Raw genomic sequence first — 12,198 nt, 5'->3', positions numbered from 1 at the left:
GCACACCGCCGGACACGGGCGTTCCACCCGGAGAGCCCAGCCCCCGGCGGGCCGCCTGCCGGCGGCTCGGCGGGTGAGCGGCTCGGCGGGGTCGGCGGCATGGGGGCCGCTTGGGTCAGCCGGTTGGCCGAGGCGGGCCGGTACCGCCGCCCGGGCCGGGCGATGATCGGGGAGATGTCGGCTTCGAAGAACGGAGTTTCGATGAAGGCCTGGCGTTTCCACGGAACCAACCAGCCGCTCACGCTCGAGGATGTGCCGGAACCGCGTGCGGGCGAGGGCGAGGTCGTCGTGGCGGTGAAGGCCGCGGGGGTGTGCCACTCCGATGTCAGCGCGCTGGACGACCCCGGCTGGATGCCGCTGTTCTCCCGCACGCCGATGACCCTCGGCCACGAGAACGCCGGCGTCCTCGTCGAGGTCGGCAAGGGGATGGAGCACTGGAAGGTCGGCGAGCGTGTGGGCCTGGCGCCGGTGATGCCGGACGGCGACGCGATCGGCTACGGCAAGTGGGACGGCGGTTTCGGACCGCGGATCAGGGCTACCGACGCGAACCTCGTGCGGCTGCCGGACGAGGTCGGCTTCGATCTCGGCGCGATGGCCACCGACGCCGGCCTGACCTCGTACCGCGCGATGGTGACCGTCGGCGGGGCGGCGAAGGGCAGGAAGGTCGGCGTGATCGGGCTCGGCGGCCTGGGCTACATCGGCGCGCGGATCGCGGTGCTGCTCGGCGCCGAGGTGTACGCGGCCGAGGCGAGTCCGGAGACGCGGAAGCAGGCCGACGAGATCGGGCTGGCCGGCGTCGCGGAGTCGATCTCCGAGTTCAAGGACGAGGACCTCGAGCTCATCGTGGACTACGCGGGCTTCGGCAGCACGACGGCGGCCGCGGTCGAGACGCTCGCCGAGTCCGGGACGCTCGTCCAGGTCGGGATGGGCCGGCTCGAGGCGACGGTCGGCACGTACCCGATCATCGTCAACCAGCTGACGATCAAGGGGTCGAAGTCCGGCACCAGGGAGGACCTCGAGGCGCTCTACGCGCTGATGCGCTCGGGCGAGCTGAAGCCGCCGATGGACCTGATCACCCCGGCGATGATCCCGGACGCGCTCGACCGGCTGCGCAAGGGCGACGTGACCGGCCGCCTCGTCGCGGTGTACGAAGACTGATGGCCGTCACTGCAGCCGGAGGCCGTCGAAGGCGACGACCGCGACGGCCTCGGCGAGCGCCTCACTCGCCGCCGCCGCGTCCCCGCGCGGCCGGTACCATTCGGCGATCGAGTTGACCATGCCGAACAGCAGGCGCGCGGAGACGTGCGGGTCGACGTCGGGCCGCAGGTCGCCGTCGAAGGCGGCCTGCTTCACGAGGTCGGAGACGATCTGGTCGAACTCGCGGCGCCGGGCCAGCGCGTCCCGCTCGACCTCGGTGTTGCCGCGCACCCGCAGCAGCAGCGTGACGAACGGCAGCTCGTCGATCAGGACGCGCACGCTCGCCCGCACGAGGTGCTCGAGCTTGTCGACGGCCCGTCCCTCGACCGCGTCCAGGGCGGCCACCTCGGCGAACAGGCCGTCGAGGCCGCGGTTGACGGCGAGCCGCAGCAGCTCGTCTTTCCCGGCCACGTGGTGGTAGATCGCCGACTTGGAGATCCCGAGCACCCGGGAGAGGTCCTCCATGCTGGTTCCGTCGAACCCGCGCTCGTTGAACGTCGCGGCCGCGACGCGCAGCAGCGACTCCAGGTCGTACCCGGGTCTGCCGCGCTTGGCGGTCCGGTTGGTCAGCGTGTCGGCCATGGCGTCATTCTCGCAGGTCGTCTCAGGGCGTCTGCCGCTCGTCGATCACCCGGCGCAGCTTCCCGGCCGAGCGCTCCAGGGACTCCGGGTCGAGGATCTCGACGGCGACCGTGACGCCGACGCCGTCCTTGACCCGCGAGACGACCTCGAGCGCGGCCGCCCGGCGGCGCTCGGCGCCCGTGCCGGCCGACGCCTCGGCGAGCACCGTCATGTGGTCCATCCGGTCGCGCCTGGTCAGCTTGAGCTGGAAGTGCGGGGCCAGGCCGTCGACGTCCAGGACGATCTCCTCGATCTGGGTGGGGAAGACGTTCACCCCGCGCAGGATGATCATGTCGTCGCAGCGGCCGGTCACCTTGTCCATCCGGCGGAACGCGGGCCGCGCGGTGCCCGGCCGCAGCGCGGTCAGGTCGCGGGTGCGGTAGCGGATGATCGGCAGCGCGTGCTTGGTCAGCGAGGTGAACAGCAGCTCGCCGGTCTCGCCGTCGGGCAGCACGTGACTGTCGATCGGGTCGACGACCTCGGGGTAGAAGTGATCCTCCCAGACGTGCAGGCCGTCCTTCGTCTCGACGCACTCCTGGGCCACGCCGGGACCCATCACCTCGGACAGGCCGTAGATGTCCACGGCGTCGAGGTCCATCCGCTCCTCGATCTCGCAGCGCATCTGCTCGGTCCACGGCTCGGCGCCGAAGATCCCGACCTTCAGCGAGGTGGTGCGCGGGTCGATGCCCTGGCGCTCGAACTCGTCGAGCAGCGTGAGCATGTAGGTCGGCGTGACCATGATGATCTCGGGGCGGAAGTCGGCGATGATCTGGACCTGCCGGGCGGTCATGCCGCCGGAGGCCGGGATGACGGTGCAGCCGAGCTTCTCCGCGCCGTAGTGCGCGCCGAGCCCGCCGGTGAACAGGCCGTATCCGTACGCGTTGTGCACCTTGTGGCCGGGACGGCCGCCCGCGGCGAAGATCGAGCGGGCCAGCACGGTCGACCAGGTCTCGATGTCCTGCTCGGTGTAGCCGACGACGGTGGGCTTGCCGGTGGTGCCGCTGGAGGCGTGGATGCGGCGCACGTCCTTCTCCGGTACGGCGAACATGCCGAAGGGGTAGTTCTCGCGCAGGTCCTGCTTGGTCGTCGTGGGGAACTTGGCGAGGTCCGCCAGCTCCCTGCAGTCGTCGGGATGGACCCCGGCCGCGTCGAACTTGGCGCGGTAGGCGGGCACGTTGGTGTAGGCGTGCCGGAGCGTCCATCGCAGGCGTTCGAGCTGGCGGGCGCGCAGTTCGTCGAGGCTGAGCCGTTCCTCGGCGGTGAGATCGTCGGCGGCCGGCGCCGCACCGAGGCGGCGGCGGGTTGCGGGCACTTCGCTGTGCGTCGCGGTCATGGCTCAGGACTCCCTCGGCTGGACTTCGGCGATGGTGCGGCTGCGGCCGCGGAACTCGGCGACCACTTCGCGTCCCTCAGGGGTCTCCCGGTAGACGGTGACGTCGTAGATGCCGTTGCGCCCGTAGCGGGTCCGCTCCTCGGCGACGGCGGTGAGCTCGTCCCCCAGCCGCGCGCTGGTGACGAACGTGATCTCGGCTCCGGCCGCGACGGTGACCGGGCCGTAGGTGTTGCAGGCGCAGGCGAACGCGGTGTCGGCGAACAGGAAGATGTAGCCGCCGTGCGCGATGCCGTGGCCGTTGACCATCGTGTCGGTCACGGTCATCCGGGCGCTCGCCGCCCCGTCGAGCGCGTGCTCGACGCGGATCCCGAGGGCGGCCGAGGCCGCATCCGCCTCGAACATGGTGCGGGCCGCATCAGCGAGTGCGGGGGCGGGATGGGTCATGGATCGTCGACCGCCTTGATTACTGACCGAACGGACGGTAGGAAAAAGCTAGGCCCAGTTAAAACGCAAGCTCCGGGGGTGTCAAGAGCTTCCCTCGACGCGGCGGCCTTGCTAGGCTTACCATCCGAACGTTCGGTCAGTTAATCGCTCAGGAGGACCCATGGGGCACGCGACACCGCTGTTGCGCAGCTACGTCTCCGGGACGTGGCACACGGCGACGGACGGGGGCGTCGCGCTGCACGACGCCGTCACCGGCGAGGAGGTCGCGCGGGTGTCGTCGGCCGGCGTGGACTTCGCGGCCGCGCTCGACTACGGGCGGACGGTGGGCGGACCGGCACTGCGCGAACTGACCTTCCACCAGCGTGCGGCACTGCTCAAGGCGCTGGCCTCGCACCTGCGCGAGCACCGGGACGAGCTCTACGCGCTCTCGGCGCGGACGGGCGCGACCAAGACCGACTCGATGGTCGACATCGACGGCGGCATCGGGGTGCTGTTCAGCTACGGTTCCAAGGGCAAGCGCGAGCTGCCGAACGACACCGTCTACGTCGAGGGCAACGTCGAGCCGCTGAGCAAGGGCGGCACGTTCGTCGCCCAGCACATCGCGACTCCGCTGCGGGGCGTCGCGGTGCAGATCAACGCGTTCAACTTCCCGGTGTGGGGTCCGCTGGAGAAGTTCGCGCCCGCATTCCTGGCCGGAGTTCCGAGCCTGGTGAAGCCGGCGAGCCAGACCGCTTATCTGACCGCGCGCCTCGTAGAGCTCATCGTCGAATCCGGCATCCTGCCCGAGGGCTCGCTGCAGTTCGTCGCCGGCAGCGTCGGAGACCTCTTCGACCACCTCACCTCGCAGGACCTCGTGTCGTTCACCGGCTCGGCGTCCACCGCGCAGAAGCTGCGTGCCCACCCGGCGGTCGTGCGCAACGCGGTGCGGTTCAACGCCGAGGCCGACTCGCTGAACTGCTCGATCCTCGGCCCCGACGCCCGGCCGGGCACGACCGAGTTCGACCTCTACGTCAAGCAGCTGGTCACCGAGATGACGGTGAAGGCCGGCCAGAAGTGCACCGCGATCCGCCGCGCGATCGTCCCGGCCGAGCTGCTCGACGACGTCGCCGCCGCCGCGAGCGCGCGGCTCGCGAAGGTCGCCGTCGGCAATCCCGCCGCCGAGGGCGTCCGGATGGGCGCGCTGGCCAGCCTGGAGCAGCGCGAGGAGGTTCGGCGCTCGCTGAAGGCGCTGCTGGACGCGGGCACCGTGGTGTTCGGCGACCCGGAGGCCGTCGAAGTCGTGGACGCGGACGCCGCGCGCGGCGCGTTCATCTCGCCGGTGCTGCTCAAGGCCGATCCGGAGCGCGCCGAGCCGCACGAGGTCGAGGCGTTCGGACCGGTCTCGACGCTGCTCCCCTACACCTCGACGCAGCACGCGATCGACCTCGCGGCGCGCGGCGGCGGCAGCCTCGCCGGCTCGATCGTGAGCGCGGACAAGGGATTCGTGCGCGAGGTCGTGCTGGGTGCGGCGCCGTTCCACGGCCGTCTGCTGGTCCTCGACGCCGACGATGCCAAGGAGTCGACCGGCCACGGTTCGCCGATGCCGCAGCTGGTGCACGGCGGTCCCGGCCGCGCGGGCGGCGGCGAGGAGATGGGCGGCATCCGCGGCGTGCTGCACCACATGCAGCGCACGGCGGTACAGGGCTCCCCCGCCGCGCTCGGCGCCGTGACCGGCACCTGGATTCCCGGCGCTCCGCGCCTCGAGGACGAGGTCCACCCGTTCCGCAAGTCCCTCGCGCAGCTGCGGATCGGGGACTCGGTCACGGCCGGCCCGCGCACGGTCACCCTGGCCGACATCGACCACTTCGCCGAGTTCACCGGCGACACCTTCTACGCGCACACCGACCCGGCGGCAGCCGCCGAAAACCCGCTGTTCGGCGGCATCGTCGCGCACGGCTACCTCGTCGTGTCCTTCGCGGCCGGCCTGTTCGTCTCCCCGGAGCCCGGCCCGGTCCTGGCGAACTACGGCCTGGAGAACCTGCGGTTCCTGACGCCGGTGAAGGTCGGCGACACGCTGACCGTGACGCTCACCGCGAAGCAGATCACCCGGCGGATCGACCAGGAGTACGGCGAGGTGCGCTGGGACGCCGACGTCACCAACCAGAACGGCGAGTCGGTCGCCAAGTACGACGTGCTGACGCTCGTGGCGAAGGAGGACCGATGACCACGACGCTCACCGAGACCGAGCTCGAGGCTCATTTCGAGCACACCATCGAGCGCGACCAGCGGATCGAGCCGCGCGACTGGGTGCCGGAGGGCTACCGCAAGACGGTGCTCCGGCAGATCGCGCAGCACGCGCACTCCGAGATCATCGGCATGCAGCCCGAGGGCAACTGGATCACCCGCGCGCCCTCGCTGCGCCGCAAGGCGATCCTGCTGGCCAAGGTGCAGGACGAGGCCGGGCACGGTCTGTACCTGTACTCGGCCGCGGAAACGCTCGGCGCGGACCGCACCGATCTGACGGAGCGGCTGATCAGCGGCCGGCAGAAGTACTCGTCGATCTTCAACTACCCGACGCTCTCGTTCGCGGACGTCGGCGTGATCGGCTGGCTCGTGGACGGCGCGGCGATCTGCAACCAGGTCCCGCTGTGCCGCAGCTCGTACGGGCCGTACGCGCGGGCGATGATCCGGATCTGCAAGGAGGAGTCCTTCCACCAGCGGCAGGGCTACGAGCTGCTGACGAAGATGATGAAGGGCACCGAGAAGCAGCGGGCCATGGTGCAGGACGCCGTGGACCGCTGGTGGTGGCCGGCGCTGATGATGTTCGGGCCGCCGGACGCCGAATCGCCGAACTCCGCGCAGTCGATGGCGTGGAAGATCAAGCGGCACACGAACGACGAGCTGCGACAGCGTTTTGTCGACATGTCGATACCGCAGGCCGAGGCGCTCGGCGTCACCTTCCCGGACCCCGAACTGCGCTGGAACGCCGAGCGCGGGCACTACGACTTCGGCGAGATCGACTGGGCCGAGTTCAAGAACGTCGTGGGCGGCAACGGCCCCTGCAACGCGGCGCGCATCGCCCAGCGGCGTAGCGCACACGAGGAAGGCGCGTGGGTGCGCGAGGCCGCGGCGGTGCACGCCGCGAAGAACCGGCGGGAGGACGACCGATGAGTGACCGGACGACGAGTGACCGGGCTCAGGAGACGAGTGACCGGGCTCGGGAGACCCCGAAGACCCCGGAGGCGCAGGCCCCCGAGCGCGGCTGGCCGCTGTACGAGGTGTTCATCCGCGGCAAGCGCGGCCTGAACCACGTGCACGTCGGCTCGCTGCACGCCGCGGACGACGAGATGGCCCTGCGCAACGCGCGCGACCTCTACACCCGGCGCAACGAGGGGGTGTCGATCTGGGCGGTGCGCGCCGCGCACATCGCCGCGTCCTCGCCCGACGAGAAGGACCCGTTCTTCGCGCCGAGCAACGACAAGGTCTACCGCCATCCGACGTTCTACGAGATCCCGGACGAGGTCCCGCACATATGAGCTTCGACAACGTCTACGAGTCGCTGACCGAGGAGAACGACGCCCGCTGGGCGTTCGGCACCGGGTTCGAGGACCCGCTCTCCGGCGTGGACGCGACGATCCCGGACGGCGTGGACGCCGCCGACCTGGCCGCGTACTGCCTGATGCTCGGCGACGACGCGCTGATCTTCTCGCACCGGCTGCAGGAGTGGTGCACGAACGCGCCCGAGCTGGAGGACGAGGTCGCCATCGCGAACATCGCCCTCGACCTGCTCGGCCAGGCCAGGCTGCTGCTGGCCCGGGCCGGCCGGGCGCAGGGCCTGGACGGCGCCGAGGACCGGTACGCGTTCCTGCGCGACGAGCAGGAGTTCCGCAACGTCCGGCTCGCCGAGCTCGAGCGCGGCGACTTCGGCGAGCTGACGGCGCGTCTGCTGGTGTTCTCCTGCTGGCGGCTCGCCCTGCTCGACCGGCTGACGGGCTCGCGCGATCCGGTGCTGGCCGCCATCGCCGACAAGGGCGTCAAGGAGGTCACCTACCACCGCGACTACGCGGCGCAATGGGCGGTCCGCCTCGGCGACGGCACCGAGTACTCGCGCGAGCGGCTGATGGAGGGCATGGCCTCGATCTGGCCGTACCTCGGCGAACTGTTCGCGACGCACCCGATCGAGCGGGCACTGGCCGCCGAGGGCGTCGCCGTAGACCCCGCGGAGCTGCGCGAGGAGTTCGACAACGTTCTGGCGCAGGTCATGCTCGCCGCGAAGCTCGGCGCTCCGGAGGCGGCCCCGGCCGCCGGCGTGTCGGCGCGGACCGGCCGCGACGGCATCCACACCGAGGCCATGGGCCACCTCCTGGCCGAACTGCAGAGCGTGGCCCGGGCGAACCCGGAGGCGACATGGTGAGCGGCGCGATGGCCACGACGGGGAGCGGCACTGTGACTGCGACGGTGGGCGGCACGAGGGCCACCACGGAGAGCGGCACGGCGAGCGGCGCGAGGGCCACGACGACGAGCAAGCCAGTGATGGCGACGGTGAGCGGCACGAGGGCCACGACGGCAAGCGGCACGAGGGCCGAGACGGTGAGCGGCACTGTGACTGCGACGGTGAGCGGGGCTCGGTCGGTCGCGGCGACGGTGACCGATCCCGAGCTGCCGATGCTCACCCTCGACGAACTGGGCGTGCTGCGCTCCGTCGCCGAGGACGACGACGGCCGGGTCGTGGTCTCGATCACGCCGACGTACACCGGCTGCCCGGCGATGGACGCGATGCGCGACGACCTGGAGCACGCTCTGCGCGACGCCGGGTACGCCGACGTGGAGATCCGGACCGTCCTGGCTCCGGCCTGGTCCTCGGACTGGATCAGCGAGAGCGGCCGCCGGAAGCTGGCCGAGGCCGGGATCGCGCCGCCGGGCTCCGTGCGGCGGCGGACCGGGCCGGTTCCGCTGACGCTCGGCCCGACCGTGAGCCGGGTGGTCTGCCCCAGGTGCGGTTCCGCCGACACCGAGGAGGTGTCCCGGTTCAGCGCGACCGCGTGCAAGGCGCTGCGCCGCTGCCGGTCCTGCGCCGAGCCGTTCGAGCACGTGAAGGAGATCTGACGTGAGCGCGTCCGCCCCGTCTGCGACGCCCGCCGGGTCCGCGGCACCCGCCGGCTCCGCGATGCCAGCTGAGTCCGCCGCGCCCACCGGGTCCACGGCCACGACGCCCGCTGAGTCCGCGACGCCTTCGCGGTTGCGCGGGGAGTTCCACGCCCTGCGCGTCGCCGCCGTCAGCCCGCTGTGCGACGACGCGGTGGCCGTGACCTTCCACGTGCCCGGCGATCTGGCCGACAAGTATGCCTTTCGGGCCGGTCAGTCGCTGACGCTGCGTCGGGTGGTCGAGGGCCGCGAGGAGCGCCGCTCGTACTCGATCTGCGCGCCCGAGGGGTCTGCGCCGCGGATCGGCGTGCGCGAGGTCGCCGACGGTCTGTTCTCCCGGTGGCTGGTCCGGGAGGTGCGCCCCGGCGACGAGATCGAGGTCGGCACGCCGACGGGTACCTTCACCCCGGACGTCTCAACCTCGGGTCGGCACGTGCTGATCGCCGCCGGTTCCGGGATCACCCCGCTCCTGTCGATCGCGGCGACGGTACTGCGCGACCCCGGCACGACGGTCACGCTGCTCTACGGCAACCGCCGCACCGACACCGTGATGTTCGCCGACGAAGTCGCCGACCTGAAGGACCGCTATCCGACGCGCCTCGAAGTGATGCATGTGCTCTCCCGCGAGCCGCGTGAGGCCGAGCTGTTCAGCGGCCGTATCGACGCCGGGAAGCTCACGGCCCTGCGACCGCTGCTCGGCGATCCGCGCAGCGTGGACCACTGGTGGCTCTGCGGCCCCTTCGAGCTCGTCACCTCAGTCCGCGACTACCTGAGCGACGCCGGAGTCCCCGACGACCGCATTCACCGCGAGCTGTTCTTCGTGGACGGCGCCACTCCCATCGCCGTACGCCACGTGGACCCGTCGGTGGCCGGCGAGTCCAGCGACGTGACCATCGTGCTGGACGGCCGCTCCACGACGGTGGCCATCGCCCGCGACTCCTCCATCCTCGACGGAGCCCAGCGGGCTCGTCCCGACCTGCCGTTCGCCTGCAAGGGTGGCGTGTGCGGGACGTGCCGCGCGAAGGTCACCGACGGCAAGGTCGAGATGCACCGCAACTTTGCGCTTGATCAGTCCGAGCTCGACTCCGGCTTCGTCCTGACCTGCCAGTCGACCCCGGGTTCGGAGACGGTGGTTGTCGACTACGACGCCTGACAGAGAACGGCAGGGACGTCTCTGCCACACTGGGCTCGAGTCGGATTCCTGGGGAGGGACGTCGAATGATGGCGGGTTCGCGCGGGTCGGCCCTGGTCCGTGCGCTGATGTACGGCGCCTGGAACGGAGCAGTGATCGGCGGGCCGGTCATCGGCGGGCTCTGCCTGATGTTCGCGGTGATCGGCGGGCCGCGGGTCCTGCTCGTCGCCTTGGCGGTGACCGTGATCGGCGGCGTCGTCGGCGGGCTTGTCGGACTGGTCAGTGCGGTACTGCCGGGAGTGGTGCTCGCGTCGGCGCGCGGCTACCTCCGTCGCCACATGCGGGTGGCGGCCATCGTCGCGGCGGCCATAAGCGGCGTCGAGGTCGATTCGGCGTTCGTGATCGGTCGTGGCGGGCTGAGCGCTGCGACGGGCACAGCCGGAGGCGTTGCGTTTCTCTGCTTCGCGTTCGTCCTGTTCGCCATCGTCGGCGCGGGTGGCCCGAACCATGTGATCGGCGATCGGAAACTGATGCGTCGCTGCCGCTGCCTGGACCTGCTCCGAAGGAACTGCCCATGCCGCCGGTTTCGGCTGGATGCCGCACCGGCGGCATGAGCAGCGTCATGCCTGACTGGTCTGCGATCAGCTGCAGGCGGCTCCGTTGAGAGTGAACGATGTCGGGTTCGCGTCGCTGGAGGTGTAGGTGCCGGTGAATCCGACGGTCACCGAGGAGCCGGCGGCGATGTCCGCGTCGTACGAGGCCGCGGTGACGGTGATCTGCTCGCCGGTCTGGGTGTAGGTGCCGGCCCAGAGGTTGTTGAGTTTCTGATCGCCGGGGAACGTCCACGCGAGCGTCCAGCCGTTGATCGCCGCGGTGCCGGTGTCGGCGATGACGACCTGGCCTTGGAAGCCGCCGGACCAGGTGCTGGTCAACGAGTAGGTGCAGGTGGCCGATGCGGAGCCGGAGCCTGTGCCGGTTCCGGTGGAGGTGGCCGACGCCGACGCGGACGCCGACGCGGACGCCGATGCGCTCGGGGTGCCGTTCACGGCGCCGGGCAGGGCGAACTGGATGGTGGCGAGGAGCGACTGCTTCTGGGCGCTGGCCGGCGTGGCGTCGTAGTTGCTGTCGAGGAGCGCGTAGGAGTCTTCGCCGTTGAGGGCCCAGTAGGTCCAGCCCATCCACGGGTTCGAGGTCAGGTACGCGACGAGCGAGGAGAACCACTGGCCCTGCGATCCGGCGGTGGTGCTGGAGACGTCGGCGGCCGTGTTGTCGGTGCCGAACTCGCCCACCCAGACCGGGGCGAGGTTCTGGCTGTAGATGTAGCCCCAGTTCTTGTTCCACTCCGATTCGAGACTGGCCGTGGTGGTCGAGGAGTTGAACCAGGTCTGCTGGAACAGGTTCGGGCCGTAGTCGTGCGCGGAGTAGACGACGTGGCCGGGGCTGCTGAGCTGGACCGGGTACTGCGCGACGCCTTGCAGGTCGCCGCCCCACCAGGTCGAGTCGTAGCCGCCGGACGCCGAGCTGTCCGGGTACTCGCTGATGCCCTCGCAGAAGATCAGCGCGTTCGGGTCGGCGGCCAGGACGGCGTCGCCGGCGTTCTCGTAGGCGAGGCGCACGTCCGTGCCCGTGTCGCCGGTCCCCCACGTCGCGCCCTCGGCGTACGTGTCGCCGGCGGGTGTGTGCGGCTCGTTGCGCAGGTCGAAGCCGACGACGGTCGGGTTGCCCGCGAACAGCTTCGCGATCGTCGTCCAGTCGTCGATCCAGTTCTGATTCGTGTACGTGCTCGTATACCAGAGCCCGTTGGACTCGGCGGATTCGCCGGCCTCGGAGCGGTGGTCGTCGAGGATGACCTTCAGGCCGTCCTGGCCGGCGTAGGCGACGATCTTCTGCAGGTCCTGCAGGGCGTTGAGTCCCTTGAGGTCGAGGTTGATCGGGCCGGTGTTGTAGAAGCTGAGGTTCTGCGGCACGATCGGGTCCTCGACCATCTGGTTCGAGAACGGGATGCGGATCGTGTTGTATCCCAGGGCTTTGATGTCGTCGATGACGGCGTGGTAGTCCTGCGCCCACAGGCCGTGGGCGATCTCGTCGGGGGTCTCGAAGCCGTACCAGTTGATGCCGGCGATGCGGACCGGTTCGCCGGCGGAGTCGAGGATCCGGTTGCCGGAGGTGTGCCAGTACCCTGCGCCGACGCCGGCTGCCGCGGCGGCGGGCGTCGCCGCGGTCAGCGTGGTCAGGACGGCGGCGAGCAGGGCCAGGACGAGGTTGACGGCCAGCGTGGCGTACAGGCGAAGGCGGGTGGGGAGGGTCATGATGTCAGCTCGCTGTTTCCGTAGGTCGCGTGCGTCGG

Annotated in this window: 12 protein-coding genes; 8 read left to right on the top strand and 4 right to left on the bottom strand. The window is 70.7% G+C overall.

Features of this window, described 5'->3' with window-relative positions; genetic code table 11:
• Positions 1 to 201 precede the first annotated feature (201 nt).
• Positions 202 to 1,158 carry an alcohol dehydrogenase catalytic domain-containing protein gene (locus tag KDK95_RS08570; RefSeq protein ID WP_372463291.1) on the top strand — a complete coding sequence of 319 codons (957 nt, stop codon included), beginning with the start codon at positions 202 to 204 and terminating at the stop codon, positions 1,156 to 1,158.
• A 6-nt stretch (positions 1,159 to 1,164) separates the two neighbouring features.
• Here the strand turns inward: KDK95_RS08570 and KDK95_RS08565 are convergent, their stop codons facing one another.
• The 3 genes from KDK95_RS08565 to paaI are packed head-to-tail and all read right to left on the bottom strand — an operon-like array spanning position 1,165 to position 3,595.
• Positions 1,165 to 1,779, bottom strand: coding sequence for a TetR/AcrR family transcriptional regulator (locus KDK95_RS08565; protein WP_212517504.1), 615 nt, complete (start codon positions 1,777 to 1,779; stop codon positions 1,165 to 1,167).
• Positions 1,780 to 1,801: 22 nt separating this feature from the next.
• The gene (paaK, locus tag KDK95_RS08560) at positions 1,802 to 3,151 is read right to left on the bottom strand and encodes a phenylacetate--CoA ligase PaaK (RefSeq protein ID WP_212517503.1); all 1,350 of its coding nucleotides are present in this window, start codon (positions 3,149 to 3,151) and stop codon (positions 1,802 to 1,804) included.
• 3 nt (positions 3,152 to 3,154) lie between these two features.
• Complete coding sequence (gene paaI / locus KDK95_RS08555) at positions 3,155 to 3,595, bottom strand: hydroxyphenylacetyl-CoA thioesterase PaaI (RefSeq protein WP_249160695.1); 441 nt, start codon at positions 3,593 to 3,595, stop codon at positions 3,155 to 3,157.
• 160 nt (positions 3,596 to 3,755) lie between these two features.
• On the opposite strand from paaI, the gene paaZ reads away from it, so the two are divergent.
• From paaZ to KDK95_RS08520, 7 genes are all read left to right on the top strand, one after another.
• On the top strand, positions 3,756 to 5,798 hold the full coding sequence (gene paaZ / locus KDK95_RS08550) for a phenylacetic acid degradation bifunctional protein PaaZ (protein ID WP_212517502.1): 2,043 nt from the start codon (positions 3,756 to 3,758) through the stop codon (positions 5,796 to 5,798).
• Positions 5,795 to 6,745 (top strand): 1,2-phenylacetyl-CoA epoxidase subunit PaaA, encoded by a 951-nt coding sequence (gene paaA, locus KDK95_RS08545; protein ID WP_212517501.1) that lies wholly within the window; start codon positions 5,795 to 5,797, stop codon positions 6,743 to 6,745. The genes paaZ and paaA overlap by 4 nt, the downstream gene beginning before the upstream one ends.
• On the top strand, positions 6,742 to 7,110 hold the full coding sequence (paaB, locus tag KDK95_RS08540) for a 1,2-phenylacetyl-CoA epoxidase subunit PaaB (RefSeq protein WP_212517500.1): 369 nt from the start codon (positions 6,742 to 6,744) through the stop codon (positions 7,108 to 7,110). The genes paaA and paaB overlap by 4 nt, the downstream gene beginning before the upstream one ends.
• Positions 7,107 to 7,988: a 1,2-phenylacetyl-CoA epoxidase subunit PaaC gene (gene paaC, locus KDK95_RS08535; RefSeq protein ID WP_212517499.1), complete on the top strand. Its 882-nt coding sequence runs from the start codon at positions 7,107 to 7,109 to the stop codon at positions 7,986 to 7,988. Before paaB ends, paaC begins: the two co-directional genes overlap by 4 nt.
• 200 nt (positions 7,989 to 8,188) lie before the next feature.
• Complete coding sequence (gene paaD, locus KDK95_RS08530) at positions 8,189 to 8,680, top strand: 1,2-phenylacetyl-CoA epoxidase subunit PaaD (protein WP_372463290.1); 492 nt, start codon at positions 8,189 to 8,191, stop codon at positions 8,678 to 8,680.
• A gap of 61 nt (positions 8,681 to 8,741) precedes the next feature.
• Positions 8,742 to 9,872 (top strand): 1,2-phenylacetyl-CoA epoxidase subunit PaaE, encoded by a 1,131-nt coding sequence (gene paaE, locus KDK95_RS08525; RefSeq protein ID WP_249160712.1) that lies wholly within the window; start codon positions 8,742 to 8,744, stop codon positions 9,870 to 9,872.
• Positions 9,873 to 9,937: 65 nt separating this feature from the next.
• Complete coding sequence (locus tag KDK95_RS08520) at positions 9,938 to 10,465, top strand: hypothetical protein (protein ID WP_212517496.1); 528 nt, start codon at positions 9,938 to 9,940, stop codon at positions 10,463 to 10,465.
• Between the two features lie 27 nt (positions 10,466 to 10,492).
• Here the strand turns inward: KDK95_RS08520 and KDK95_RS08515 are convergent, their stop codons facing one another.
• Positions 10,493 to 12,160 (bottom strand): cellulase family glycosylhydrolase, encoded by a 1,668-nt coding sequence (locus KDK95_RS08515; RefSeq protein WP_212517495.1) that lies wholly within the window; start codon positions 12,158 to 12,160, stop codon positions 10,493 to 10,495.
• Positions 12,161 to 12,198 lie beyond the last annotated feature (38 nt).

The sequence above is a fragment of the Actinospica acidithermotolerans genome, from assembly GCF_018139625.1.
Taxonomy (GTDB): domain Bacteria; phylum Actinomycetota; class Actinomycetes; order Streptomycetales; family Catenulisporaceae; genus Actinospica; species Actinospica acidithermotolerans.
This window is presented reverse-complemented; position numbering and strand designations above follow the sequence as displayed.

Coding starts and splice junctions, on each gene's coding strand:
- KDK95_RS08570 (WP_372463291.1), top strand. CDS start 202: ATGAAGGCCTGGCGTTTCCACGGAACCAACCAGCCGCTCACGCTCGAG.
- KDK95_RS08565 (WP_212517504.1), bottom strand. CDS start 1,779: ATGGCCGACACGCTGACCAACCGGACCGCCAAGCGCGGCAGACCCGGG.
- paaK (WP_212517503.1), bottom strand. CDS start 3,151: ATGACCGCGACGCACAGCGAAGTGCCCGCAACCCGCCGCCGCCTCGGT.
- paaI (WP_249160695.1), bottom strand. CDS start 3,595: ATGACCCATCCCGCCCCCGCACTCGCTGATGCGGCCCGCACCATGTTC.
- paaZ (WP_212517502.1), top strand. CDS start 3,756: ATGGGGCACGCGACACCGCTGTTGCGCAGCTACGTCTCCGGGACGTGG.
- paaA (WP_212517501.1), top strand. CDS start 5,795: ATGACCACGACGCTCACCGAGACCGAGCTCGAGGCTCATTTCGAGCAC.
- paaB (WP_212517500.1), top strand. CDS start 6,742: ATGAGTGACCGGACGACGAGTGACCGGGCTCAGGAGACGAGTGACCGG.
- paaC (WP_212517499.1), top strand. CDS start 7,107: ATGAGCTTCGACAACGTCTACGAGTCGCTGACCGAGGAGAACGACGCC.
- paaE (WP_249160712.1), top strand. CDS start 8,742: ATGCCAGCTGAGTCCGCCGCGCCCACCGGGTCCACGGCCACGACGCCC.
- KDK95_RS08520 (WP_212517496.1), top strand. CDS start 9,938: ATGATGGCGGGTTCGCGCGGGTCGGCCCTGGTCCGTGCGCTGATGTAC.
- KDK95_RS08515 (WP_212517495.1), bottom strand. CDS start 12,160: ATGACCCTCCCCACCCGCCTTCGCCTGTACGCCACGCTGGCCGTCAAC.